The sequence below is a fragment of the Demequina sp. genome (assembly GCF_016278765.1).
Taxonomy (GTDB): Bacteria; Actinomycetota; Actinomycetes; order Actinomycetales; family Demequinaceae; genus Demequina.
In genome coordinates this window covers 41,430-65,705 of record NZ_JADQBE010000010.1, presented here as the reverse complement: position 1 = coordinate 65,705, position 24,276 = coordinate 41,430, and the positions used below count along the sequence as shown (strand labels likewise).

Sequence of the window (24,276 nt, the reverse complement as noted above, 5' to 3'; positions counted from 1 at the left end):
AGACACCGACATGGCGCGCAACTAATTTTGCTAGGTCGAGAGAGACTCAGACCTCCGCGAGTAGGGCCGCGGTGAGTGTTGAGATTCAGGTGGCTTCTGCGAGCTGGTAGGTGAGCCTACGGCGGTCGCCGGGTAGCCGTGCTGGGGTGGTGTTGAGTTCGTCGGTGAGGAGTTGGAGGGCGCGGGCGATCCGGGGGCTGTCGGGCCGGTCCAGGGTGACGGTGATCGCCTTGGTGGTGTAGTCGATCTGGCCGCTGAGGTGGAGCAGGTTGCGGGTGATGGCCCGGTACTCGTCGGGGTCGGCTAGGTAGGCGTTAAGGTGTTCGGCGAGCCATGCTTCGGCGTTGAACGCGAGGAGCCGGAGCACCATTTGCAGGCCCCGGCGTTCGATGCGGGGGCGGGCTCGTTTCGCGTCCGGGTCCAGGTCGGTGGCCAGGATCTTTGCCGGGATCGGGTGCAGCTTGGTCTTGGCGGCCGCCACTGCGGCGGTAGCGTCCTCGATGCGGCGATGTATTTTTGGTAGGGCGCTGTTCTTCTGTTTCGGGGTGCTTGGCCCGGCCAGCATCTGTGGCAGTGCCCGTTCGGCCGTGATCAGGTCGGCCTCGGCGGCCGCGAGGGTCTTGCGGGCCGCGGTCCGGGCCGGGTTGGTCACCTTGCGGGTGTCGGGGCCGATGTCCATCGCATAGTCGGCCAGGGTGTCGATGCCGTTGTGTTCGGCGGCGTACTTGAACATATTCTCGATCCGCCACCGGGCCCGCAGCCAGCACAACAACCCGGCACCGCTCGCGCCGGTGTCGCTGGTCAGCAGCTGGAGCACCGGGACGTCGGCTTCGAACAAGGTGAGCTGACGGGCGGTGCCGTAGCCCTTGATGGCCACGCTCTCATCGGCCAGCATCACCGTTATCCGTTTGCCGTCGCGGATGGCCCAGGACCGCCGGGGCGCGGCGGCGGCCTGGACCAGTGGGGCGCGCCGGTAGGTGACCCAGTCCGCGGCGGCGGCTCGGCACGCGGTGAACGCGGCCGGGTAGGCCCCGCCACGGTCGAACCCGAGCAGCACCGGCGCCTGAGCACCGAGGACCTGGCGTAGTTGGGCCAGCACACCGGGCAGGGTGGAACTCAGCCCAGTCGGTTCCCCGGAGCCGAAGACCACCGCCCGGCCACGGGCGTCGACGACCAGGGTGTCGTCGCGGCCGGGTTGGGCGTGGCGACGTTTGGTGTTCCAGCCTTTGCCGACCGGCCGGGCACCGGAGTAGGCCACGAAGTGGTCATCGACGAAGTAGACCGGATCACCGGCCGGGTCCGCAGACAGCATCCCGGCGGCGAACGCACGCTGCAGCCCCAGGGGGTCCGATCCGTCGGCTAACGCCGAGAGCCGGGCCCGCAGCGTGGCCAGTTCCGGGATCATCCTCAACCCGACCACCGGTCCGGCCTCGGCGCGGCGCAGGTGCTTGGCCCCCTCCATGGTGTCGACGCCGAGGGCGAAGCCCAGCGTCGCGGTCGAGAGCACCGCCAGGTCGTCATAGCGCCGGGCCGGTCGGCCGGTCAACGACGCGAAGATGCTCTGGGCGCCGACCCGATCCAAGTAGGCGTGCAGCAGCATCGCCCCCGCGTAACGGGACCCGAACACACCCTCGCCGACCCGGGAGGAACCCGTGAACCAACCAGCGGCCCCCACCGCCTGCTCCTCACCTGATCCAGGCCCGGCTGGCCCGCGCTCGTCGGCCCCGGGCTCGTCGGCCTCCACCTGGTCGGTCTCGGGCTCGGGCTCTGCCTCCTCGGGTTCGGGCAGGGCCTCTTGCACCGGGGCCGGACCCAGCCGGGCGAGCAGGTCGCTGATCACCGAGCGGGCCACCTTGAGCCGGTCCGCAATCGCCTGCTGGGTCCACCCCGACCCGGCCCACACCCGGGCCTGGGCCACCTGCTTCTCAGAAAGCTTGGGCGGGCGGCCACGGCGGCGCACCAGCCCCGACGAACCGTTGCGGCGGGCCCGCCCACGCAGCATCGAGACATAGGTCGCGGTCATCTCGAAGACCGCAGCGACCTCATCGACTCGGCGATCGGCGTCGGTCAACGCCACGATCGCCAAGTTCCGCATCCCGATGTCATCGGCGTCGTAGCGGTAGACCAGTACCCGGCCACAAGTCACCATGACCTGCCCACCGCTGGTCACCAGGCGCAGCACCGCTGGCTCTGGCATCCCTAGCAACTCGGTCTGAAGCACTCCGCAAGTCAACCACATCACCACACATTTCCGACGGTCCGACCCAAACAAAAAGCCCTGGTCACAGGGCGCTTCAATCACCTACTCAAGGAGGTCTGAGCCTTGCAGCGCCCGAACTATCCCCTTGGTCTCCAGAGCGCGTTAATCACTGCCCTGGGCGGCGCGTTGCGAGCTGGAAGAGGTATTTTGCACGCTCAGATCAGTCGCTAAGCCCCGGGGGCGAACTGGTGGGTATTTCTGCCCACAGCCGACAGCGATGCGAACGCTACTGCAACGATGGTGGAAACCACGCAGAGCAGTGCTGCCTCCCGCAGGCCGAGAACTTGAGTGGGGACGCGATTCCCCTGGTCTGCGAGCAGCACTGTCGCGAATGCGCTCATCACGGGGACTCCCATTAGAAACATGTACTCGATGATTCCCATCGTCCACAGATCCGCGCGACCGAAGCGGAGTAGGCGGTATATGGCTCGGTCGCGACGAGAACGGAGCAGCCGCACTGCGGTGATGATGAGTAGGAACGCTCCGGCTATCAACGGGAAGTGGCGGTCACGATGCTGCTGGACGAGTTCCCCAGGAGTCGGCGATGCCTCTGACGGGGAGAGCGAGGGGACTGAGATCGTGCCAAACGACACCGTCGCGGCGGCAATGTCCAGGGCAAGGTTCTCCACCTCTTCAGGCGGCACGTCGACAAGGCAGTAGGAGGGGGAGTCGATTTCGCTGCGAACGATCAGTAGCCCTCCATCAAGCGCTTGGTAGCGTCCTGGGGCGTCCAGCCTGGAAACCCGTACCGGCACGGACACACCGCCTTCCCGGAGGTAGAAGACTCCACCTCCGAGCCCTGCAAGCGACTGCAACCCCGGCGTGAGCAGACCTGCGGTGGTGAGGTCCACTCCCGATTCCGGCCATGACATGCGCACCACTTCGATCGACACTTCGGTGACGCTCAGACCTGCATCCAAGCCCAGCGCCTTCACATCTCTCGTGGCACTTACGGGGCCAGCGGCAATTACCCCGTCCACGCCAGCCGCCTCAGCACAGGCTCGGGGATCGAGCGTTTCTCCAGCGGCGCTGGACACGACAACGAGACCCCACCCCCTCGCCGTCAGTAGGTCTTGCCGCGCGCTGATTGTGTGGGCATCATCGACGATGATGGCTGCCAGTCCGGCGCCAACGGCGGCACACGCGGCCACTGTAATTAGGGCCCACACCGGGCGGGACCACACCGCCCGCATCGTCTCGACGACCAGTTTCGCTATTGGGACATTCATATCGCCCGTTCTGCCAAGTCGAGCACGATGTCCGAGGCGGACCATACACGCTCATCGTGCGTTGCGACGACTACGAGGGTATGCGAAGCAAGTTCGCAGAGCGCCTCTGTGACCATCTTGACGCTTGCGGGGTCCAAGCCTGCGGTGACTTCGTCGGCGAGAAGTATGTGGGGCTGCCGCAGCGCCACGCGCGCGAGCGCAACTCGCTGCCGCTCTCCCCCAGACAGGTGCTTGGCGAGCACGTTCGTCTGGTGGTCCAGCCGGTACGCAGCCAGGGTCTCATCGATTGAACGGCGGGAGGGTAGTAGCGTGTCGTCGTCCGCCAACAGCGCCACCTCAAGATTCTCGTGGACCGTACGCGAGTCCAGAAGGGGCGCGTTCTGCGGCACTAGCCACACTGAACTGGCGGGCTGGACAACAATGCTGCCCTCGTCGGGGCGAGTCCACCCCATTAGGGACGACAGGAAGGTAGATTTCCCTGAACCCGACGGTCCGATCACCGCAATAAGACCCGGTCCGTCCCAGGCGACGTTGAGGTCCGCGAAGAGGCGCCTGTTCCCCGCGATGAGCGAGAGGCTGTTCGCCTCTATGCGCATGAAGCGCTTCCCGGCTCCACCCGAATCTGGCTGGGCAGCGACTGGTCGCCGAAGTCGATGATCAGACCGCTGATTGAGGATGCGACGATCGACACAGCAACGGGCAGGCCATCGGCGCCCGCCTCGACGCACGGATGGTCGCTAGCGAGGTCGACCACAGAGGTCGCTGGAACCACAAGTTGCGAGTCCCGAAGGGAGAGCCGCACTGCCATACCAAAGGACTCAAGGGTGGGGTCAATCAGTCCGGCAAGTGTCTCTAGGGCCACAGGATCGTTCAGGTCGCCAAGTCCGACACCCGTCGAAGCTCCCACAACGAGCAGTTCGGTCGAGTCGAAAGTCTGGGCGCCTTCAACAGTAAGGTGATCGTCGATCGACGAGGAGCCGGTGTTGCCGGTCAACTCGACCGACTCAAGCACCGGCGTGCCCACCAGGACCGTCTCACCGAGAGCAGGCGCCAGCGCGCCGACCAGGAGGTCGACTTCTCCGAGTTTTCCGATTGGGTCCGTGGTTGACACCACCCAACCAGGCTGGAAGCAGGAAACCTGTTTGGCGTTGGGAACACCGATCGATTCCGCGTAGGCGCGAATCGCCAGGATGTCCGTCCACCTCAAGGACTCTGTAGTGCCAACGTCTAACCCCACAGACTGCAGAATCCCGCGGACCTCGGAGACAAGCACAGTGTCGTGAGTACACACCGGCTGGAACAAGGGAGTCTCCAACTCGTAGTAGCGCACCTCGACGCCATCGACCCGTGCCACCGGATCCCCATCGGCAAGCGTGTCCCCCACGACCACGAGCACGGCTGTGGTCAACCCGCTCCACGCCGGAGCACGCGCAATGCTGCCGTCAGCCCAGACGGGGGTGGCCGTAGCACCGACCGTCACCGAGCGCGGCAAACCGTCTAGTTGCAGCACCATTGGTTGATCCAATGCCCGGCTGCTCTCATCATCGCCGGACCAGGCGACCAGCAACACTGCGGCGGGCGCTACCTGTGCCACCACCAACAGCGCCATGACCGCTAGGAATGCCCCCCGAGCACGGGCTTGGGGGGCATTCCTAGCCTCAGAGTGCGTACCCAACACCGGGATGCAGGCGGGCCATGCCGTTCTGAGCGCACATGGCCACCGCTTGCTGGGTCAGGCCCTGATCGGCACCCGAGAGCCACACCTGGTTCCAGTTCTTCACATCTGCATCGATCGAGAAGCCCTGGTTGTTGACGCAATCTACGATGTCTGCAAGCAGCGCTGGCTCCGTGGACCAGTCTCCCCAGGCCGACATCGCCAACTCTAGGTCACCGAGATTCTGGTCGTAACAGTCCTGCGAAACCCGCTGCCCTTCGCTGTCGGACAAGCCCGGCCAGAACATGTCGTAGAGCCATCGGAACCCGTCCGGGAGGTTGCGCTCTGGGTCCGAGTAGGTGATGCCCGCCGCGTCGAGGCACGCCAGATTACGGCGATGGCCCTCGTCATATTCGGCCGGGGTAATGTCACCATCATCGAGTAGGTCTGCCTGCCAGTCATGACCCCCCGCCCGAGCATTCGCAGCGATCTGCTCAAGGCTCGGAGGTGAATTCGAGTCTCCGCTTGATGTTGAGGAGCACCCAGTAAGGACGAGCCCGACGGCAGTCGCCAAGAGCAAAGGTGGCGATGCCACGACGAGCGACCACTTGTTTCGCGTCACTCTTTGACCTCAACTGGAACGGGTCTGCGTGCCGGGGAAACAGTAGGACTGGTGGTATCCGCCGTATGAGAGCGTGGCACGTGAGCGGAGCGCGTATCCGTAGCCGTGGGTGTATGCCGTGCTTCCCAAGTAGTACCGAACTGCCGCACCGACCTCGTCGTTGTCATTCGCGACCGTCTGTGAGTACGAGAGCATGGCCCCATCCGACCACCACGAATTGCCCTGGTACGCGGCGCAGCCTGTGGACCAAGTCGCAGTGCCATAGGCCTGAGCTGGTGCGGCCAAAGAGACCCCCGAGAGAACCGTAACTGCAGAAGCCAGCACTGACCTTTTCGCGAACTTTGTCGTCATTATCTTCCAATTCTCTTAGCCCTCAGAACCGGCAAGTCGGATGTCCGACTCGTACCCCAGAGAGTAGCAGAGCCACCCTACGGGAGTAATAGTCAAGACCTGTGGATGAGGTTCTTTTAGGCGGCTTCTTCCTCTCGGGCTGTTTCGGTGTCTCAGACCTCCGCGAGTAGGGCTGTCAATGGCCAGTAGGAACTGCCCGTGAGCGGCCAGCAGAATTGCCCGCTGGTGGCCACGAAAACTGCCCACTCATGGGGCGGTTTCTAGTGGTCGTTGCAACACTGCGGTGAATTAGGTCGGGATCAGTAGATCACGGATGCGCTCTGCGGGCGTGTCCCAGTCGAGGGTTTTGCGTGGTCGGCTGTTCAGTTCCTGGGCGACGTGCTCGAGATCTTCCACGCTGTAGATGGAGAGGTCGGTGCCTTTCGGGAAGTATTGGCGTAGTAGCCCGTTGGTGTTCTCGTTCGATCCGCGTTGCCAGGGGCTGGCCGGATCACAAAAATACACCGGCATGTCGGTGGCCGTGGTGAACGACTTGTGGGTTGCCAACTCCGACCCCTGATCCCAGGTCAACGACCCGCGCAGGTGTTCCGGCAGGGTGCCGATTGCGGCCACGAGACCGTCGCGGACGGCTTCGGCCGTGTGGCTGTCGGGTAGGTGCACGAGCATCACGTAGCGCGTGGTGCGCTCGACGAGGGTGCCTATCGCGGACTTGTTTGCGCTGCCGGTGATGAGGTCGCCCTGCCAATGGCCCGGAACGGCTCGGTCCTCGATCTCTGGCGGCCGGTCGGCAATCATGATCATCGGGTCCGCGAACCGATTCCGGCGGACCTGCCCAGTGTTTTGGGGTTTGCGTCGGGCCCGTCCGGTACGCAACGCTGCCTGGACCTCTTTCTTCAAGCCGCCGCGCGACTGGAGGTAGAGCGCCTGGTAGATCGTTTCGGGTGACACACGCATCTCCTGATCATCCGGGTAGTCCTTGATCAGAGCATGACTGATTTGCTCGGGAAACGGGGGTGCCTGCGCTCGCCCTTGACGTTTGGATCGCCTACGAGCTTCGGCGTGCGGGTTTTGATGTTGATGCGGTGTGGCCACGAGCGGACCATCCAAGGGTCCTACCCGAGCCGATCGCCAGGCTGTTGGAGGGCTTGCCTCAGAAGGATCGCGCGGCGCTCAACGCTCGCATCAAGTCCCGCGCGGCGATTCCAGGTGCCACCGCCTCGAGTGCCAGTGTTCTTGGCAAGAACTATCTGAAGCAGGTCGATGTCGTGATGTCGAGCTGGGAGACGGGCCCTGAGTTGCTGATCTCAACAAAGCGAATGGATTCCAGTTTCGGCAAGAACGCGGCTAACCGTGTCGAGGAGTCCTACGGGGATGTGAAGAACCTTCGTCTCCGGCATCCCATGGCGCCGCTCGGTTTCTTCTACGGTCTGAGGTCGACGATCTTCGAAGAGGAGCCCGACAAGGCGGAGTGGCTGATCGACCTCCTACAGAAGCTTGGCCAGGAGGATGACGCCTACCACGCGGTTGCGCTCCTGGTAATCGACTATGACGGAGCCACGCCCGCCCCTGACGACCCGGGTGACGGGGAGGACGCGCTCGCTGAGGCCCAGCTCGTGGATGAACCGACTGAGGACATCGATGAGAGTATCGAGTTGGACGCCGTGCAGGTCCTGCCACTTGAGAACCTGCCTCGCGTCGAGTTCGCACAGGATCGGATTCCTCCGAGCCTTCAACCCAGCCAATTCCTTGCGGCCATGGTGAACCGGGTGCTGGACACCACGCCGATCACCCTTCACAAGGAGGCCAGGAAGCGTCGGGCTTCGCCGCGTTAGAGACTTGTTGAAAGCCGCATCGTCCCTGGTTTCCCCCTGAACCCAAAATGCCGATAGAACGTCGCCCGCGAAAGCCACCAGGCACGACAGGCGAGGTGCGTTCGGTCCCCTCAGCCGCGCCCGCCTCTCTAGATCTTGCTGGCCGCCTCACGCAGCAGGTGTTCGGCGACCGAGCCGCGCGGCACGGGGAGTTCCTCCTTCCACTTGCCGGCGCCGAGGGTCGCCACGGTCACGTCGGGGTAGAGCGGATGGGGTTCCAGGTCGAGGCGGTCGGGGGCGCCAAAGGGGATCACCAGGTGCGACGTGGAGTAGATCGCGGCGCGGCCGCGGATGAGCCAGGAATGCCGCCCGAATACTTCCATTGCTGCCTCGTCCGCCGCGAACAGCGCGCCGTGCAGCGTCATGGGCGACAGTGCATGCCTCATGCGCTGAATGGTTGCCTGCATGCCAGTGGCGTCCGGAGTGAGCCGCCGGCGCCCGTGTGCCGCCCACGCGGAGAGGCGGGGGTTGGCGCCGTGGGCCTCAAGGAAGGCGCTCGCCAAGAACGTGTCGACAGGGCCGTGCTCGGGCTCCACAGCGGGTCGGGCAAGCGGACTGCCCGCTGCGAGGAGTGCCTCGCCGACAGGACTTGCGGGCTTCGCGCAGGCGACATCCCTGAGTTCGCTGACCAACGTGCGCATCACGTTAACTGCGGATCCGTTGTACGACACTTTGACTGGGGTTCCCTCGGACGTCGAGACTGTCAGACGGCCATCCAAGAGGTTGAGGCTGTTGCGGATGGCGACAATGTCGGCAAACTGGATTTCGACGACATCGTACCCCCTGGCCTTGTCCGATGTCGTTGCGTGAGTCTCCGCGCGCAAGGACCTGCCATTGCGTCGGCTGAGCACGGTCAGCCGGTCCCGCCCCACCATGATCAGATGGTCATACAGGTCCATCTCTGGTGTGGCGTTCCTGTGCGTGATGTCGCGCGGCACCTTCAGCACGAGGCGCTCAACGCTGAAATCGATCGGGTAGCTGCGATACAGGCGCGGCACGTCGTCCATTCGCTTGACCTCGTCGATCCACGGTCCAAAGCGGTCATACTCGCTGAATCCCTTCAGTGCCTTCTTCATGACAACTTCCTTTCGGGGTGGTGTGAGGCCGCATCGGTGTCGGGCAGGCGCCTTTGGCCTCGCAGGGCTACGGGCGCGGGCAGCACGGCGAACGACGGACGCCTGGGTGACGTGGACTCCAGGTACGGGGTCACGACGAGGTCGTGGGGAGGGTGCGCTGAGGCGCTCGCGAGCCCCCGCAGGACATGGCGCTCCTCGTCGCTGAGGGGCTCATGAAATTCGCCCTCATGGGCCACGCTTCTACTCTAACCCCGCAGCGGTTGCGGCGCCGGGGGAGTTCAGTGGGGGAGCGTGCCGTTCTACGGTGGTCTGAGCCCACCCGCACGTGCCTGGCTCTGGTCGCCGCTGTGGATGACGCACCTAGCGACCTGAGAGCGCCACCGACAACCGCTCGATTCCGTACTCGAACGCCTCGTCCACGTCCCCGCCCAGTTGGAACGCGCCTGCGAGTTCCATCGAGATGAAGCCCGTGGCCCACGCGGTGACGAGGCGTGCAGCCGACAGCTTGTCTGCGGGCCCCACCAGGTCGCGCGCCGCCGTCACCACGGGCGCGCCCGCGGCGACTGCCACCTCGGGCGAGCCCCGACCCGAGAACACGAGGCGGAACATCTCTGGGTGTGCGGCGGCCCAGAAGCGCAACGCGTGAGCGAGGCCTGCCAGCCCCTCGTGTTCCTCAAGGTCAGCGGCGAGATCGGTCGCGGCGGCGTCGGCCACCAGGCCCACGAGGGTTTCGCGGTCCCTGACGTGCTTGTAGAGCGAAGGGGCCTTGACTCCGACCGCCCGCGCGACCGCCTGCATCGTGAGCCCTGGTAGACCACGTGTCTCGAGAATCTCGACGCCGGCCGTCGTGATGGCGTCGAGCGAGGTCCGGGACGGCGTCGGCATGGCTTGCTCCTCAGCGTGGCTACTGAAAACTATTGACGGTAGCCATGATACCTATGTAGCGTAGCCATGTACACCACCGGATACGAATCCTAGGAACTCCCATGAAGATTGGTCCCCACCTTCACCGCATCGGCAACGACATCGTCGCCGCGTACCTCATTGACACCGAGGAGGGCGTCACCGTCATCGACGCCGGCATGCCCGGCCACTGGCGCGACCTGCAGCGTGAACTCGCCGCGATGGGTCGCACCACGGCGGACGTGCGCGGCATCGTCCTCACCCATGGCGACAGCGACCACGTGGGGTTCGCCGAACGGCTACGCAAGGAGGCCGGAGTCCCGGTCTACGTCCACGCCGCCGACGCGGATCGCGCCAAGGGCGGCGACAAGCCGAAGGCTTCCGGCGGGTCGATGAAACTGGGCGCCGCGCTCGGGTTCTTCGGCTACGCGCTCCGCAAGGGCGGCCTGCGCACGCACTACCTGACGGAGGTCCGCGAGGTCCAGGACGGCGACGTGCTGCCGTTGCCGGGCTCTCCCGCGGTGATTTCGATGCCCGGCCATTCGCCGGGCAGCATCGCCGTGCACGTTCCCGTCGCCGATGCCGTGTGTGTGGGCGATGCCCTCACCACCCGCCACGTCCTCACCGGCCGTGAGGGCCCCCAGCCGGCGCCCTTCACCGACGCTCCCGACGAGGCGCTCGACTCCCTCGCACGGCTTGCCGGGATCGAGGCGAGTTGGGTGTTGCCCGGTCACGGCACCCCATGGCGGGTGGCGCCAGGAGAGGTCGAGGAGCACGTGCGCTCAGGGGTCCAGTAGCGGACGCGCGCTCCCGATGCGGGACTTAGGACCCCCATTACGGAGCCTCCGGCGTGCGTACGTTGAAAGGTATGGCCGATGCTGAAGTCTGGCGACGCCGACGAGGCGCCTCGATCGTGAGAGGCGCGGTCGTGGTGGGGTGGCTCGCTCTCGCCGCGACGCTCTTGGCGTGGGCCTGGTCGGGGAGTTCATCTGAGTCCGCAACTGTGCCCTCGTTCGGTGCGGCCCTCGCCACGACCCTTGCCGCGCTCCTGATCGTGCCCGCAGTGTGGTGCATCCCGGTGGGCGCGGTGCTCGACCACCACCTCAGCCGATACGGCGCGCTCGCCTTGGCCCTCGTTCACGCCATCGGCTGCATCGCGGCCTTCGTGGTGACGATGACCGTGATGACCCTGGTCTCCACCGTGTTCAACAGGGACATTCTCGAAACTTTCGCGTTACTTGCGATGTTCTTTCTGCCACCCACGCTGGTGATCGGCTATGTGCTCGCGATGCTCGTGCCTGGTTCGTTCCCGCGCCACCCACGGCGCGGCCTGTCCGGGGTTTCGCCGGCATTTCGGGCGTTGGCGGGCGGCCGCAGGGGTATCCGGGGCTGACCGAACCGCGCGCGGGGGAGTGCGCTCAGCGGCACCGGTAGTGAATCTGCACTAAGCCGTCGCCGTACTTCGCGACGTCCACCACCGTGAGGTCGGTGCGCGGCACGGTCGCGTCGAAGAGAGGGGTGCCCTCGCCGAGCACGACCGGCAGCATCGTCACCACGAGCACGTCGAGCAGGCCCGCGGCGAGCGTGGTGCGCACCATCCTGCCGCCATCGACATAGACCTCCTTGCCTGCCACTGCGGCAAGCGCGTCTTCGACGAGGCTGTCGATGCGGCCCTCCACCGGGGTGATGGCGGGGTTCTCGACGCTCAACGGTTGGGTGGTCGCGACCCTGACCGGGAGGTCGCGATAGGGCCACGGCGCGCCCATGGCGATCACGGCGTCGTACGTGCACCGGCCCATGAGCATGCAGCCCAGGCGCCCGAGCAACTCGTCGGAACCCAGGCCGCCGTCCGCTCGCCGAGCCCATGCGGCGGCCGCGATCGGGCGGCCGGAGGAGCGTTCCTCGGCCAGCCACGCGAGGTCGTCGTCCGGGCCGGCGATGAGGCTGTCGACCGACGTGGCGAGGTACGCAATGGTGCTAGCGGTGGACATGTCTCCACGGTACGTCGACCCTGGGCCCGGAGGAGCAGCTAGGTGCCCGTATGCGCGCGGATGGCCTGCAAGCCGGCGAGCACGTCGGGGACGCGTTCAGTGCCGATCCACACGCCTAGCAGGCGGTCAAAGCGGGCATGACCGCGCATGATGCGTTGGTATTCGCGTCGTCCCCGCGGCCGAAGCGCCACCAAATGCGCTCTGGTATCCCACGGCCCCTCGCTCAGTGTCACGTGCCCGTAGCGGCCGACGCGTTGCATCATGGTCGACGTCGCTGTGGTGCTGATGCCCGCCAGTGAGGCGAGTTCGCCTAGAGACATCCCGACGGTCTTGTGCTCGATGTGTCTCAATACCCGTGCCTGGGCGGCGGTCATGTGCGGTCCGCTGGTCAGCGCGTCGAGTCGCGCGGCCACCATGCGGGCGCCATCGATCAGCGCCAAGCTCAACGGGGCAGTCTCGCGGAGCAGGGCGTCGAGCGGGTCAGGAAGCTTCTGTTCGTCCATAGTCAATATGTTGAGCAATTGGAGGGGGTTGTCGGCGTTTGCAGTCGCCGATGCGGGAAGGGGACCCGGCGCCCGGGCTGGGTACGACGCGGCCGGCACGGGCACGACACGGTGCGGCCTGGGCATGACACGGCCGGCACGGGCATGACACGGCCGGCACGGGCATGACACGGCCAGCCCGGGAGTGGGGAGGGCGCCGCCGTACGATGGTGGGGAACTGTCCCTGCTCGATGATGAGCGCGCACCCGCTCGCCTCGACGAATGGCACCCCCACACCATGACGCACCTCACTCCCGCACGCACCCGCCTCGCGTTGCTCTCGCTTGCGCTCGGGGGCTTCGGCATCGGCACCACCGAGTTCGTGGCCATGGGGCTGCTCCCCGACATCGCGCGCGACCTGCTTCCGGGACTGTATGCGTCCAGCCACGAGGAGGCGCTTGCCAAAGCGGGCCTCATGATCTCCGCGTACGCGGCCGGAGTTGTGGCGGGCGCCCCCACCATCGCGGCCATCGCCGCGCGCTTCCCGCGCAAGAAACTGCTCGCGTGGCTGACCGTCGCGTTTACGGTGGGCACGATCGCGTCGGCTTTGGCACCGACGTTCGAGACGGTGGTGGCGTTCCGCTTCCTCGCGGGCCTGCCGCACGGCGCGTACTTTGGCGTGGCCGCGTTGGTGGCCGCCGACCTGATGGGGAAGGGCCAGCGGGGCCGGGCGGTCGCGTACGTCCTGACGGGACTCACCGTCGCCAACGTGGTCGGCGTTCCCGCGATCACCCTCTTGGGGCAGCACACCTCGTGGCGCGTGGGCTACCTGGCAGTCGCCGCGATCTTCTTCCTGTGCACTGCCGCGATTCTCACCTTTGTGCCGGAACACGACGGCGACCCCCACGCGACAATCCGCCGCGAACTCGGGGCCTTCGCGCGACCAGCCGTGTGGTTGGCGCTGCTGACGGGCGCCCTCGGATTTGGGGGACTCTTTGCCGTCTACACCTATGTGTCGCCGCTGGCGACTGAGGTGGCCGGAACGCCGGAGAGGTTCGTGCCCATCGCGCTGATCGTGCTCGGCATTGGCACCACCATCGGCAACATCGTGGGAGGCCGCATGGCGGACCGTGATGCCATGACCGCCGTGTTCTGGCTGTTTGGCGCGCTCGCGTTCGCGTTGCTCACGCTTGCGCTGTTGGCGCGCACCATCCCAGGGCTGCTCGTGGGCCTATTCCTCGTCGGCTTGGCCGCATCGGCCATCTCCCCGGCGATTCAAACCCGGCTCATGGATGTTGCGGGCGACGCCCAGACCATGGCCGCAGCCGTCAATCACGCGGCGCTCAACATGGGCAACTCGCTGGGAGCGTTCCTCGGAGGCGTCGTGATCGCGGCCGGCTGGGGCTACGTGGCGCCCACCTGGGTGGGGCTCGCGCTTTGTGTGCCCGGTGCGGCGTTCGCGTTCGCGGGGTGGACGGTGACGCGGGCTAGTTCGCGGCAGAGGGAGCAGACGCGGCAGCAGGAGCCGGCCCTGCGGTAACCGCCCGAGCAGCGCCTCACGCTAGCCGGGGATCGACTCCCGCGGCGGAGCCATGTGGGGTGCGCGAGGAGGGACGTGGCAATGACCGAGCCGACCTCCAAGCCGGAGTTGTTGGAGTGAGCGCCGCCAGTTTCGACAAGTTGATGGCGCTGGTGGGGCCGCTGTCCCCAGAGCAGATCGAGGCCGAGTTCGCATGTGAGGACCGCGACCGCAAGGTGCGCGACGTGCTGATCCACCTGCATGACTGGCATCGGCTGTTGGCCGAGTGGGTGGGGGCGAATCTCGCGGGAGACGAACGGCCGTTCTTGCCGGACGGGTATACGTGGAAGGACTACGCGCCCTTGAACGTCGACATCCGCGACCGGCACGCCGAAACGTCAGTCGAGCACGCCCTGGAAACAGTGCAAACTTCGCGCGCCCGAGTACGCGGTGGGTGCTACGCCTTGGTCGCCACGTAGACGGTGGCGGTCGCGTCGCGCCCCTGGAGCGGATTGGGGAACGTGATCACCTCGGCCTCGACGCAGGCAAAGACCTCCTCGAGAATGCGCATGTAGTCCGCATCGGGCGGGTCGTTGGACCACATGGCGTACACGCCACCGGGGCGCAGGTGCGAGGCGACGGCCGTCATGCCGTCGACGCCATAGAAGCCCGCGCTGCCGTCGTCGAGAACGTGCGTGGGGGAGTGATCGATGTCCAGCAAGACCGCGTCGAAGAGTCGCCCAGGAAACGAGGGATCGTAGCCGTCGCCATAAGACATCGCGAAGAAGTCGCCCTGGACGAACCGGCAGCGCGGGTCAGCCGTGAGGGCTGGCCCCTCGGGGACTAGGCCGCGCTCGTGCCAGTCGATGACGGGCTGAAGCAGTTCGACGACCAGGAGCTCCGACACTCGCTCGTCCTCCAGCGCCCGTGCCGCCGTGTAGCCAAGGCCAAGGCCGCCCACCGTGACGTCGAGCCGCGTCGGCCCCAACCGGGCCAGCCCCAACCGCGCCAGCGCGATCTCAGCGGCCGTGAACTGGCTCGACATGAGCCATTCGTCGTTGAGTTTGACCTCGAACACGTCCTGGCGGGTCACCGGGTCGAGCCTGCGGCGCAGACTGACCTCGCCGATGGGTGTGGGGCTCCAGTCGAGCTCCTCGAACGTGGCGCTCATGACAACCTCCGACGGGGCGAACGGGTCTGCTCGCCGGACCCAACCTTAGCGGCAGGGCCGTTGGCACCAGGATCGGGGCCCACTGGCCGTATCCTCTCCCCGTGACCATCCCCGACCCGACTCACCCGGAGTCGGACCCCCTGGCGGCGCCCACGCCCGTCAAGCATCGCCGCCTCGTCGACCTCGCGCCGCTACGCACCAACCGCGTCTTTGCGCGCCTGTGGATCGGCAGCCTGATCTCGGGCATCGGCGCACAGATGTCGATCGTGGCCGTGGGCCTGCAGATCTATGCCATGACGCGGTCCACCTTCGCCGTGGGGCTGGTGGGCGGGATCGCGCTAGTGCCGATGATCGTGGCTGGCCTGTGGGGAGGCATGATCGCGGACGTCTTCGATCGCAGGCGCGTGTTGATAGTCAGTTCCCTCACCGGGTGGGCGAGCACCCTTTCGTTGCTGGCGCTGTCCACCTGGGAGGCGATCCTCGGCCGCGACGGGAGTCACGCGCCGCTGTGGCCGTTCTACCTCGCGACCACGGTCACTGCAGTCGCCGCCACGATTCGCTCCGCCACCAATGGCGCCGTCGTGGGGCGCATCGTTCCGGCGGACATGATCTCCCGTGCGACCGCCCTCAATGGCATCTCGTTTGGGGCGATGCTCACCATCGGGCCCGCGTTTGCGGGGGTGCTGGCCGCGACGGTGGGCCTGCCGTGGACCTTCGCGGCCGATGCGGTGCTGTTCACGGCGGGGTTCCTGGGCATCTGGATGCTCCCGTCGTTGCCGCGGGCGGGGGAGCGCATCCAGGCAGGGTGGAGCGTGTTGCGCGAGGGGCTCCAGTTCCTCACGCGCGCGCCGAACATCCGCATGAGCTTCATCGTGGACATCGTCGCGATGACGTTTGGGCGGCCCTACGTGCTGTTTCCCGCGCTGGGCGCGACGGTGGTGGGAGGCGGCTCGCTCACGGTGGGCGCGCTGACCGCGGCCGGCGCGGCCGGCACGATTCTCACCAGCCTGTTCTCGGGGCCGGTGGCGCGCGTGCACCGGCACGGCATTGCGATCGCGAGGGCGATCACGGTGTTTGGCGGCTTCGTGGCCTTCTTCGGCGTGGTGACGCTCGTCATGAGCGCGAGCGATCACGTGGCGGCACCCGGGTGGGACGGCATCCACTGGGCGGCGCTGATCCTCTTGGGATTGGCGCTCGCGGGCATGGGCGCCTCGGACGAGGCCAGCGCGATCTTCCGCCAGTCGATGATCATTCAGGCCGCTCCCGACGAGATGCGTGGACGGCTGCAGGGCGTGTTCATCGTGGTCGTGACGGGCGGTCCGCGCATCGGCGACATGTATGTCGGGTTGCTCGCGACCGCGCTGGCGCTGTGGAGCCCACCGCTGTTTGGCGGCTTCGCGATTATGGCGCTGATTGCCGTCATCACCCGCGCGCAGCGGTCCTTCAGGCAATACGACGCGCGTCAGCCGACGCCGTAGCTACGCCACCAAGACCGCGCGCCTGGCTTGGATGCTAGGTGAGGGGCAGGGCGACTCGCCGCAACACCGCGTCGCGGCGCGGATGGCCGCACCCTCGCGCTACGCCCGCGGCGAATCGAGCTCGTGAGCGGGAAAGCTCGCACCTAGGCTGTTGCCCATGTCCCACCCGCCCACGGGCTCTCGCCGCGCCGCCCTTGGCGGCCCCGTGCGCGGCCGCGGCCTCACCGGCAGTCGTGACCCGGAGGACCTCCGCGCGGAGAACGCAGCGGCCCCCGCCGTTGAGCACCTGTGGCGACGCGTCGGCGCCCTGTTCGTTCCGTACCGGTCGCAACTGGTCCTCACCGCCGTCCTCGTGCTCGCCACGTCGGCGGCCACGGTGATCCCGCCGCTCATCGTGCAGCGGATCTTCGACCACGGGCTTTTCCCCTCCGACGGACAGGGCGGCGTCGCGCCCCCCCAGCTCGGACTGCTGACCGAATTGGTCGCGGTGATGGTGGCGATCTTCATCGCATCGGCCGGGCTGAGCGTGTGGCAAACCTGGGTGACGTCCACCGTGGGCAACCGCGTGACGGGGGACTTGCGGGTCACCCTGTTCGACCGTCTGCAACGCATGGAGCTCGCATTCTTCACACGCACCAAGACGGGCGTCATCCAGTCCCGCCTGCAGAACGACGTGGGCGGCGTCGCGGGGGTGCTGACCACCTTCGTGTCGAGCATCGTGGGCAACACCGCCACCGTCATCGCGTCGCTCGTCGCGATGATTGTGCTCGACTGGAGACTCACGCTGCTGGCGGTCATGCTGATGCCGGCGCTGGTCGTGGCGCAACGGCGCGTGGGGCTGGTGCGTCAGCGCATCGCCGCCAAGACTCAAGAGTCCCTGTCGGAGATGACGGCCATCACGCAAGAGACGCTGTCGGTCAGCGGAATCCTGCTGAGCAAGGTCTACAACAGGCGCGCATTCGAGTCCGAGCGCTACGCCGCCGAGAATCGCACGCTCATCCGCCTGCAGGTCCAGCAGGCCATGAGCGGTCAGTGGTTCTTTGGGCTCGTGACGGTCATCATGTCGTCGGTGCCGGCCGTCATCTACCTGGCGTCCGGATGGCTGCTGGCACGCAACGGCCAGGCGGGGGGCGGGGCGATCACCGCGGGTACCATTGTGGCTTTCACGACCATCCAGGCCCGGTTGCTGTTCCCGCTCATGGCGCTCATGCGCGTCGCGCTCGAGGTGCAGACCTCGCGCGCCCTGTTCGCCCGCATCTTCGAGTATCTGGACCTCGCCCCGGCCATCGCGGATCGGCCCGATGCGCACCCCGTCGCCGACGCGCCCGGCCCGCTCGGTGCCATCGAGTTTCGCGAGGTGAGCTTCCGCTATCCCGACGCGAAGGACGACTCCCGGCCGACGCTCGACGGGGTCTCGTTCTCGGCGCGGCCGGGCGAAAGTCACGCCTTCGTCGGGCCGTCGGGCGCGGGCAAGACCACGATCGTGTACCTCGCGGCGAGGTTGCACGAGGCATCGTCCGGTGCGGTGTTCTTCGCGGGCGCGGATGTCCGCGAACTCGCCTCCGAATCGGTGGTCGAGCATGTGGGCGTGGTCACCCAAGAGACGTATCTCTTCCATGCGACGATCGCCGAAAATCTACGCTATGCCAGGCCCGATGCGACCGACGAAGAGTTGCAGTGGGCGTGCCGGGCCGCAAACATTCACGATGCGATCCAAGAGTTCGAGGATGGCTATGACACGGTGGTGGGGGAGCGAGGGTATCGTCTGTCCGGCGGTGAGAAGCAGCGTATCGCGATCGCGCGGGTGCTGCTCAAGGACCCTCCGGTGCTGCTGCTCGACGAGGCGACGAGCGCGCTCGACACCGTGAGCGAGCGGGTGGTGCAGGTGGCGCTCGATCGGGCCGCGAAGGGCCGCACCACGCTGGTGGTCGCGCATCGGCTGTCGACCGTGGCCGACGCCGACGTGATCCACGTGGTTGACGGCGGACGCATTGTCGAATCGGGCACGCATGGGGCACTGATTGCGGCGGGGGGCCTCTATGCCAGGTTGGCCGCACAACAACTCGATTGACGCGCGCTAGACCTGCCCCGTGAAGCCCAGCTGCCGCGCGGCCTCGTAGATGGCGATGGCCGCCGAGTTCGACAGGTTGAGCGAGCGCCGTTGCGGCAGCATCGGGATGCGGACGGACTTGGTGATGCGTGCATGGGCAAGGACGTCGTCAGGCAAGCCGGTGGGTTCGGGGCCGAACAGCAGCACGTCTTCCGGCGCGTACTCGACATCCGTGAAACGCACGTGCGCCTGTCCGGTGAAGGCGAAGATCCTGGCGTCGGGAAGCGCGTCGCAGAGGGCGTCGAACGAGGCGTGAACGGTCACGGTCGCGAGGTCGTGGTAGTCCAGGCCCGCGCGCCGGAGCCGGGACTCTTCGAGCGAGAACCCGAGGGGTTCGATGAGCCGCAGCGGAGCACCCGTGCACGCGGACAGCCGGATGGCCGCGCCGGTGTTCTCGGGGATGCGTGGCTCGAAGAACGCAATCGATGGCATGGAGACGACAGGCTTCACGGCCCACAGTGTGTCACGGGCGCGGCGCCGATGCCTTGCATGCGCGCGATACCCGCCGTGGCGGTGCACCGCAAGAGATCACGATCGAAGACCCGCCGAGTATGGGCAACCTGTGTGACCGGTATCAGGCAAGACACGGGTCGACACGCCGACGTGTGACATGTGCCACACGTAGGAGAAATACCCCACAAGTGGGGCTACCGGTTTGGGGGGCATGTTCTTACCGTCGAAGTGACCCCCTTGGGGTCACCGAGTCGGGGGTAGAAAGCGTTGCGGGCTACATATGCTGTCGGCGGCGCTGCGGTAGTGGCGGTGTTCGGCATTTTGGGCGGTTCATCCGCCGCGACTTTTGGTGCCCCCGAACATGCCGAAGCGGCCCGCGCGGTGAGCGTTGCGACGGCTCCTGGCGACGTAAAGCCCCTGACCGTGCTCCTCATGGGAGACTCCTACACTGCGGGAAATGGCGCGCGTGACGACGCCGGTGAGCCCGCCTACTACGGGCCGGAACGGTGCATGCGAAGCACCAACACTTGGGGCGAGCAGTACGCCCGCATCATGGAAAGCAACGGCTATGCGATCACCCTGCTGAACCGTGCCTGCTCGGCGGCCACCACGGACGCGATCGTGAACGACCGCCGCATGAATGACACCCGGGTGATCGCATACCCCGAACCCGAACCGGCCGATGCGCCGCGAGACGACCAGTTCTATGTCGACTGGGCAGCCACGAACCCGCGTTGCACCTCTGCGCCGGCGAGCGAGGAGTACTTCGTGTCATCGGTGCAGCGGGTCGCGCAGGCGGATGGTGTGGCACACGTGTCGGTGGCGTGCGACCGGTGGCTGCCAGCGCAATTGGCCTCGCTTAACCGCGACGTTGACCTGGTGCTGATGACGGTGGGCGGCAACGATGTGCACTTTCCCGACATCGCCCGCGAGTGCCTCATCATGGCAAGTGCCAGCGGGTGCGAACAGACGATTGCCGCGGCCCGTGCCTACGTGAAGGACGAGTTCGCAGGTGACCTGCTCACGGTGTTCGGGGACATCAACCGCACCACGCAGGGGCATGCCAAGGTGGGCTACGCGGCGTACCCCGGACTCGAAGTGAGCAACGATCTCCGCATGACATCAGTGGGGGCGTCCGGCGTCAGCATCTACCCGGTCGCGGAAGAGCTGGCCGCGTTGAACCACGAGGGGCTTGAGGCGCAGCGCGAGGCGGTGGATCGGGCCAACGCCCGCTTTGGTGAAGGCTTTGTGACGCTGATGGATGACGTGCCGCAGCTGTTCCGCGGACACGAACCGGATGCTCGCCCCGGGGTGGCAAACCCGGATCGGTGGATGTACGAGTTCCTGGAGACCACGGTCCGCGACGAGTGGTATCACCTCAAGCCGGAGGGTCAACAGCGGATCGCCACCTACGCCGCGAGCTTTGGAGACTTCGGGGCGAACGACAACAACGGGGTTGCGCGCGATCTTGCACTCGTGATCGACGCGGACCCCCAGTCCAGGTCCGCGGTGCGATCTGCGCTCGCGGAACCCGGCCTGTGGGCAGGCGCTCAGGTGGCGGTGGTGGAGCAACGTGTTGCGGGCGACGGCATTCACTTCGAACGGCGCGTGATCGTTCGGGCCGCCGATCCTGCCGACGCGCTCACTGCCCTCAGCGCCACAGCGGAATCGCCGTGGGTTCCGGCGAACTCAGTTCACCTCCAAGCCAGGTGGAACGCGACCGCTCAGTCGGTCTTTGTTGGCGACACGGCGCTGAGCATGGCCGACCGGGCGCCGGTGTGGAGCGGCAGTCAACAGGGGCATGCCGTCTCGGTGGACGCTCGAGCGGTAGACGCGACGCAGGCGCAACTGACTGAGGCGCTGAAAGACGTGGGAACGGCGCCGCACGCATGGGCGGGTGGTCCTTACGTGACGGAGGGGACGCGACTCCTGCTCAACGCTCAGGGTTCGTACGGACCCGGGGACCTCACCTACGCATGGGACCTCAACGGGGATGGCGTCTTCGAAACCGAAGCGGACGGTCCCCACGTGCGAGTCGATTCAGGCCAGGTGGTGCAGGGGTGGGTGAGCGTGCGCGTGGCGGTGCCGGGAGGCTCGGCCTCGGTGGCATCAGCGTGGGTGGTCGCCACGCCGCGGGTGGTGGATTCCCCCACGCCGTGCATCACGTCCGACGCTGGCGGTGCGGCGCACAGTCAGTCGGGCCGCCGCGGGTGCCGTCCGGATCTCGCCGCGCTGGCAGGTCCCGACGCTCAAGGAACTCCCGTGCCCGCCGTGCCCGCCGTGCGCCTTGCGGACAGCGCCAGCACGGATGCGCCCGACGCGGGGGGTGCCCCAAGCGACAAGGGTCGCCTGCTCGCGGCGCTGACGATGGTGCCGCTGTACGCGGACGAGCGCGTCGTCACCTCATCGGGCGGCCGAGTGCGGCGGGTCACCCGGCAAGGCGACGAGGGTCGCGGCCGACCCCGTGAACTGGTGCGTCGCGAGCACGCCCTGCGCAAACTGTCCACGGACTTCGGGGCGCTACCTTACGCGGCAGGTTGAATTACCAGATGCGAACCCGGCGTTCGGGCTCAAGCCACAGAGCGTCGTCCTCTCCCACGCCAAATGCGGTGTACCAGGCGTCCATGTTGCGCACCACGCCGTTGATCCGAAACTCTTCCGGCGAGTGCGGGTCGGTGTTGATCTGGGTGATGAGTGCCTCGTCTCGGCGCTTGGTGCGCTCCGTGAGGGCATACGCGATGAAATAGCGCTGCACCGCGGTGAGGCCATCGATGAGGGGGAGCTCCTCAAGGGGTTGACCTGCCGCGATCTTGAGGGCCTTCAGCCCGATTTCGACGCCCGCCAGGTCGCCGATGTTTTCGCCCACGGTCAGCGCGCCATTGACGGTGTGCTCGTCACCCAATTGGGCGGGGGAGTAGCCGTCGTACTGGTCGATCAGCACCTTGGCGCGTTCGGTGAACGCCTCGCGGTCCGCCTCCGTCCACCAATTGTCGAGCCGGCCGGTGCCGTCGTACTTGGAACCTTGATCGTCGAAGCCGTGGCCGATCTCGTGGCCGATGACGGCGCCGATGCCCCCGAAGTTGACGGCTGCATCGGCGTCCGGGTTGAAGAACGGCGGCTGCAGGATAGCCGCGGGGAAGACGATCTCGTTGGCCGTCTGCAGGTAGTAGGCGTTGACGGTCTGGGGAGTCATGAGCCACTCGGTGCGGTCTACCGGCTGGCCCACCTTGGACCATTCCCACTCGTGATCGAATCGCGACGACGCCCGCACATTGCCCACGAGGTCGTCGGCGGTGGCTACCAACGCCGAATAGTCGCGCCACTTCTCCGGGTAGCCGATCTTGGGGGTGAATTGGTCGAGTTTGGTCAAGGCCCGCTGACGCGTCTCGGGTGTCATCCACTCGAGGGAGGTGATCGACTCGCGATAGGCGGCGATCAGATGGGCCACCAACTGGTCCATCTCCTGCTTGTACTCGGGCGGGAAGTGGCGAGCGACGTACAACTGGCCCACAAGCTCGCCGACGCAGCCCTCGACAAACTGAACGGCGCGCTTCCAGCGTTTGCGCTGCTGCGGCGCTCCGGACAGCACAGTGCCGTAGAACTCGAAGTTCGCACGCGAGATCTCTTGGCTCAGGTAGGCGGATCGGGACGCGACGACGCGCCACCGCAGCCACTGCTTCCAGTGGTCCAGGCTGATGGCCGGGAACGCGACGCTCAGTCCCTCAAAGAAGCTGGGCTCGTAGGCGATCAGGAGGTCGTGAGCGGCCTGCGGCATCCCGATTGAATCGGCCCATCGGCGCCACGGGAAGCCACTCGCCGTCTCTTCGAGAGTGGCCAGGGTGGTGGGGTTGTGGGTCAGGTCCGCCTCACGCGACGTCACCACATCCCAATGGTGGGAGGCGATCTGCGTCTCCACCGCGAGCACCGTCTTGGCGTCGAAGTCGACTCCCGTCAGTTCCGACATGCGCCTCAGGTGCGCGAGATACTTCTCCCGTACGGTGGCGTGCGCCTCTTCGCGGTAGAACGCCTCGTCGGGAAGCCCGATGCCGGACTGGAAGAGGTACACGACGTTGCGGTCGGGCTCCGACTTGTCCGCGAAGACTTCGTAGCCGATGACGCCGCCGACTCCCGACATCTGCAGGGCGCCGATCGTGCTGGCGAGTTCGTCGTAGGTGCTCGCGGCGTCCACGGCGGCGAGGTCTTCGTCGATCGGCTGAGAGCCCAGGGCGTCGACCGTGTCCGTGTCCATGAAACTCGCATAGAGGGCGCCGGTGAGTTTCTCACGCGGGGACTTCTCGATGATGGCGCGCACGTGCTTCTCTGCCTGGTCGTGAAGAGCATGGAAGGCGCCGTCGGCCGCCCGGTCGTCGGGAATCTTGTGGGTCTTCAGCCACGATCCGTTGACGTAACGGAAGAAGTCGTCCTGTGGTCGGATCGTGTCGGACAGGGTCGAGGGGTCGATGCCGCGCTGAGTCATGTGCCCACCCTAGGCGGCGGCGCTACGCGTGGTGCGAAGGTTTCGCTCATGGCGAGGACTCGCTGTCGCGTCTCATGAGGTCCATGGCGCCGGTCGGCGAGTCGGTGGCCGCGTTTCGCGGTGCGACGCGCATCCGCCACGCAAGCCTGGCATGATGAGATGATGCGGATTCACATTGCGGCGGACCACGCAGGTTTTGAGTTCAAGGAGCATCTGCTGACGCACCTCAAGGCAGAGGGGCACGAGGTTGTCGACCACGGCGCGTTTTCCTATGACCCCCTCGACGACTATCCGTCGTTCTGTATCTCCGCCGGGGAGGCCGTCGTGGCAGAGCCGGGCTCTTTGGGCATCGTGATCGGCGGATCCGGTAACGGCGAGCAGATCGCCGCCAACAAGGTGACGGGTGTACGCGCCGCGCTCGCGTGGAGCATCGACACAGCAAAGCTGGGCCGGGCCCACAACAACGCCAACGTGGTCGCGATTGGCTGGCGTCAGCACACGCTCGAGGAATCGGTGCAGTTGGTGGAGGCGTTTCTCGCCGAGCCGTTTAGCGGCGATGAGCGACACCAACGACGCATCGACCAGCTTGCGGCCTACGAGGCGGATCGCTCCTAGCCGACCGACCCGTG

22 protein-coding genes and 1 pseudogene are annotated in these 24,276 nt (G+C 66.5%); 9 read left to right on the top strand and 14 right to left on the bottom strand.

The annotated features are described in order from the left end of the window. Positions 1-85: 85 nt before the first annotated feature. From QZZ29_RS01955 to QZZ29_RS01930, 6 genes and pseudogenes are all read right to left on the bottom strand, one after another. Positions 86-2,221 carry a putative transposase gene (locus QZZ29_RS01955; RefSeq protein ID WP_291380972.1) on the bottom strand — a complete coding sequence of 712 codons (2,136 nt, stop codon included), beginning with the start codon at positions 2,219-2,221 and terminating at the stop codon, positions 86-88. A 206-nt stretch (positions 2,222-2,427) separates the two neighbouring features. Next, entirely contained in the window at positions 2,428-3,180 is a 753-nt protein-coding gene (locus tag QZZ29_RS01950; protein WP_291380971.1) for a hypothetical protein, read from the bottom strand. Positions 3,181-3,485: 305 nt separating this feature from the next. Further along, the gene (locus QZZ29_RS01945; protein ID WP_291380970.1) at positions 3,486-4,085 is read right to left on the bottom strand and encodes an ATP-binding cassette domain-containing protein; all 600 of its coding nucleotides are present in this window, start codon (positions 4,083-4,085) and stop codon (positions 3,486-3,488) included. Beyond that, positions 4,076-5,098 carry a hypothetical protein gene (locus tag QZZ29_RS01940; protein ID WP_291380969.1) on the bottom strand — a complete coding sequence of 341 codons (1,023 nt, stop codon included), beginning with the start codon at positions 5,096-5,098 and terminating at the stop codon, positions 4,076-4,078. The genes QZZ29_RS01945 and QZZ29_RS01940 overlap by 10 nt, the downstream gene beginning before the upstream one ends. A 49-nt stretch (positions 5,099-5,147) precedes the next feature. Beyond that, the gene (locus QZZ29_RS01935) at positions 5,148-5,765 is read right to left on the bottom strand and encodes a hypothetical protein (RefSeq protein WP_291380968.1); all 618 of its coding nucleotides are present in this window, start codon (positions 5,763-5,765) and stop codon (positions 5,148-5,150) included. Between the two features lie 639 nt (positions 5,766-6,404). Further along, positions 6,405-7,121, bottom strand: a pseudogene (locus tag QZZ29_RS01930) (IS30 family transposase); the annotation flags it as partial. Between the two features lie 8 nt (positions 7,122-7,129). Between QZZ29_RS01930 and QZZ29_RS01925 the strand changes: the two are divergent. Continuing rightward, positions 7,130-7,948 (top strand): hypothetical protein, encoded by an 819-nt coding sequence (locus QZZ29_RS01925; protein ID WP_291380980.1) that lies wholly within the window; start codon positions 7,130-7,132, stop codon positions 7,946-7,948. A 128-nt stretch (positions 7,949-8,076) separates the two neighbouring features. Here QZZ29_RS01925 and QZZ29_RS01920 read toward each other — a convergent pair whose 3' ends face one another. The 3 genes from QZZ29_RS01920 to QZZ29_RS01910 form a co-directional block, all read right to left on the bottom strand. Next, positions 8,077-9,063 carry a hypothetical protein gene (locus tag QZZ29_RS01920; RefSeq protein ID WP_291380967.1) on the bottom strand — a complete coding sequence of 329 codons (987 nt, stop codon included), beginning with the start codon at positions 9,061-9,063 and terminating at the stop codon, positions 8,077-8,079. Continuing rightward, complete coding sequence (locus tag QZZ29_RS01915; RefSeq protein ID WP_291380966.1) at positions 9,060-9,299, bottom strand: hypothetical protein; 240 nt, start codon at positions 9,297-9,299, stop codon at positions 9,060-9,062. Before QZZ29_RS01915 ends, QZZ29_RS01920 begins: the two co-directional genes overlap by 4 nt. Positions 9,300-9,423: 124 nt before the next feature. After that, positions 9,424-9,948, bottom strand: coding sequence for a TetR/AcrR family transcriptional regulator (locus QZZ29_RS01910; RefSeq protein WP_291380965.1), 525 nt, complete (start codon positions 9,946-9,948; stop codon positions 9,424-9,426). 101 nt (positions 9,949-10,049) lie between these two features. Here QZZ29_RS01910 and QZZ29_RS01905 point away from each other — a divergent pair, with 101 nt between their 5' ends. Both QZZ29_RS01905 and QZZ29_RS01900 read left to right on the top strand, forming a co-directional pair. Continuing rightward, the gene (locus tag QZZ29_RS01905) at positions 10,050-10,763 is read left to right on the top strand and encodes an MBL fold metallo-hydrolase (RefSeq protein ID WP_291380964.1); all 714 of its coding nucleotides are present in this window, start codon (positions 10,050-10,052) and stop codon (positions 10,761-10,763) included. 71 nt (positions 10,764-10,834) lie between these two features. Beyond that, entirely contained in the window at positions 10,835-11,359 is a 525-nt protein-coding gene (locus QZZ29_RS01900; protein WP_291380963.1) for a hypothetical protein, read from the top strand. Between the two features lie 25 nt (positions 11,360-11,384). Here the strand turns inward: QZZ29_RS01900 and QZZ29_RS01895 are convergent, their stop codons facing one another. Both QZZ29_RS01895 and QZZ29_RS01890 read right to left on the bottom strand, forming a co-directional pair. Beyond that, positions 11,385-11,957: a dihydrofolate reductase family protein gene (locus tag QZZ29_RS01895; RefSeq protein WP_291380962.1), complete on the bottom strand. Its 573-nt coding sequence runs from the start codon at positions 11,955-11,957 to the stop codon at positions 11,385-11,387. Positions 11,958-11,995: 38 nt separating this feature from the next. Continuing rightward, positions 11,996-12,460, bottom strand: a complete 465-nt coding sequence (locus tag QZZ29_RS01890) for a MarR family winged helix-turn-helix transcriptional regulator (protein WP_291380961.1) — start codon at positions 12,458-12,460, stop codon at positions 11,996-11,998. A gap of 277 nt (positions 12,461-12,737) precedes the next feature. On the opposite strand from QZZ29_RS01890, the gene QZZ29_RS01885 reads away from it, so the two are divergent. Further along, positions 12,738-13,979 carry an MFS transporter gene (locus tag QZZ29_RS01885; protein WP_291380960.1) on the top strand — a complete coding sequence of 414 codons (1,242 nt, stop codon included), beginning with the start codon at positions 12,738-12,740 and terminating at the stop codon, positions 13,977-13,979. Between the two features lie 116 nt (positions 13,980-14,095). After that, positions 14,096-14,437 carry a ClbS/DfsB family four-helix bundle protein gene (locus QZZ29_RS01880; RefSeq protein ID WP_291380959.1) on the top strand — a complete coding sequence of 114 codons (342 nt, stop codon included), beginning with the start codon at positions 14,096-14,098 and terminating at the stop codon, positions 14,435-14,437. Here QZZ29_RS01880 and QZZ29_RS01875 read toward each other — a convergent pair. Further along, a complete protein-coding gene (locus QZZ29_RS01875; protein ID WP_291380958.1) occupies positions 14,416-15,129 on the bottom strand; it encodes a spermidine synthase in 714 nt (237 codons plus the stop codon). The two genes, QZZ29_RS01880 and QZZ29_RS01875, sit on opposite strands and share 22 nt — an antisense overlap. 101 nt (positions 15,130-15,230) lie before the next feature. Here QZZ29_RS01875 and QZZ29_RS01870 point away from each other — a divergent pair, with 101 nt between their 5' ends. Both QZZ29_RS01870 and QZZ29_RS01865 read left to right on the top strand, forming a co-directional pair. Beyond that, the gene (locus QZZ29_RS01870) at positions 15,231-16,607 is read left to right on the top strand and encodes an MFS transporter (RefSeq protein ID WP_291380957.1); all 1,377 of its coding nucleotides are present in this window, start codon (positions 15,231-15,233) and stop codon (positions 16,605-16,607) included. Between the two features lie 157 nt (positions 16,608-16,764). Next, positions 16,765-18,678 carry an ABC transporter ATP-binding protein gene (locus QZZ29_RS01865; protein WP_291380956.1) on the top strand — a complete coding sequence of 638 codons (1,914 nt, stop codon included), beginning with the start codon at positions 16,765-16,767 and terminating at the stop codon, positions 18,676-18,678. A 6-nt stretch (positions 18,679-18,684) separates the two neighbouring features. On the opposite strand, the gene QZZ29_RS01860 is transcribed toward QZZ29_RS01865, so the two are convergent. Next, the gene (locus QZZ29_RS01860) at positions 18,685-19,149 is read right to left on the bottom strand and encodes a tRNA (cytidine(34)-2'-O)-methyltransferase (RefSeq protein ID WP_291380978.1); all 465 of its coding nucleotides are present in this window, start codon (positions 19,147-19,149) and stop codon (positions 18,685-18,687) included. A gap of 453 nt (positions 19,150-19,602) precedes the next feature. Between QZZ29_RS01860 and QZZ29_RS01855 the strand changes: the two genes are divergently transcribed. After that, positions 19,603-21,711 (top strand): hypothetical protein, encoded by a 2,109-nt coding sequence (locus tag QZZ29_RS01855; protein WP_291380955.1) that lies wholly within the window; start codon positions 19,603-19,605, stop codon positions 21,709-21,711. A 1-nt stretch (position 21,712) separates the two neighbouring features. Here the strand turns inward: QZZ29_RS01855 and QZZ29_RS01850 are convergent, their stop codons facing one another. Next, positions 21,713-23,647, bottom strand: a complete 1,935-nt coding sequence (locus QZZ29_RS01850) for a M13-type metalloendopeptidase (RefSeq protein WP_291380954.1) — start codon at positions 23,645-23,647, stop codon at positions 21,713-21,715. Between the two features lie 162 nt (positions 23,648-23,809). Between QZZ29_RS01850 and QZZ29_RS01845 the strand changes: the two genes are divergently transcribed. Continuing rightward, positions 23,810-24,262, top strand: coding sequence for a ribose-5-phosphate isomerase (locus QZZ29_RS01845; protein ID WP_291380977.1), 453 nt, complete (start codon positions 23,810-23,812; stop codon positions 24,260-24,262). Positions 24,263-24,276 lie beyond the last annotated feature (14 nt).

What these genes read in the sequence shown, in the direction of transcription:
- QZZ29_RS01945 (WP_291380970.1), bottom strand. Translation starts at nt 4,085, where the DNA reads ATGCGCATAGAGGCGAACAGCCTCTCGCTCATCGCGGGGAACAGGCGC.
- QZZ29_RS01910 (WP_291380965.1), bottom strand. Translation starts at nt 9,948, where the DNA reads ATGCCGACGCCGTCCCGGACCTCGCTCGACGCCATCACGACGGCCGGC.
- QZZ29_RS01905 (WP_291380964.1), top strand. Translation starts at nt 10,050, where the DNA reads ATGAAGATTGGTCCCCACCTTCACCGCATCGGCAACGACATCGTCGCC.
- QZZ29_RS01885 (WP_291380960.1), top strand. Translation starts at nt 12,738, where the DNA reads ATGACGCACCTCACTCCCGCACGCACCCGCCTCGCGTTGCTCTCGCTT.
- QZZ29_RS01855 (WP_291380955.1), top strand. Translation starts at nt 19,603, where the DNA reads ATGGGAGACTCCTACACTGCGGGAAATGGCGCGCGTGACGACGCCGGT.
- QZZ29_RS01890 (WP_291380961.1), bottom strand. Translation starts at nt 12,460, where the DNA reads ATGGACGAACAGAAGCTTCCTGACCCGCTCGACGCCCTGCTCCGCGAG.
- QZZ29_RS01920 (WP_291380967.1), bottom strand. Translation starts at nt 9,063, where the DNA reads ATGAAGAAGGCACTGAAGGGATTCAGCGAGTATGACCGCTTTGGACCG.
- QZZ29_RS01875 (WP_291380958.1), bottom strand. Translation starts at nt 15,129, where the DNA reads ATGAGCGCCACGTTCGAGGAGCTCGACTGGAGCCCCACACCCATCGGC.
- QZZ29_RS01865 (WP_291380956.1), top strand. Translation starts at nt 16,765, where the DNA reads ATGTCCCACCCGCCCACGGGCTCTCGCCGCGCCGCCCTTGGCGGCCCC.
- QZZ29_RS01940 (WP_291380969.1), bottom strand. Translation starts at nt 5,098, where the DNA reads ATGGCGCTGTTGGTGGTGGCACAGGTAGCGCCCGCCGCAGTGTTGCTG.
- QZZ29_RS01895 (WP_291380962.1), bottom strand. Translation starts at nt 11,957, where the DNA reads ATGTCCACCGCTAGCACCATTGCGTACCTCGCCACGTCGGTCGACAGC.
- QZZ29_RS01850 (WP_291380954.1), bottom strand. Translation starts at nt 23,647, where the DNA reads ATGACTCAGCGCGGCATCGACCCCTCGACCCTGTCCGACACGATCCGA.
- QZZ29_RS01845 (WP_291380977.1), top strand. Translation starts at nt 23,810, where the DNA reads ATGCGGATTCACATTGCGGCGGACCACGCAGGTTTTGAGTTCAAGGAG.
- QZZ29_RS01900 (WP_291380963.1), top strand. Translation starts at nt 10,835, where the DNA reads ATGGCCGATGCTGAAGTCTGGCGACGCCGACGAGGCGCCTCGATCGTG.
- QZZ29_RS01860 (WP_291380978.1), bottom strand. Translation starts at nt 19,149, where the DNA reads ATGCCATCGATTGCGTTCTTCGAGCCACGCATCCCCGAGAACACCGGC.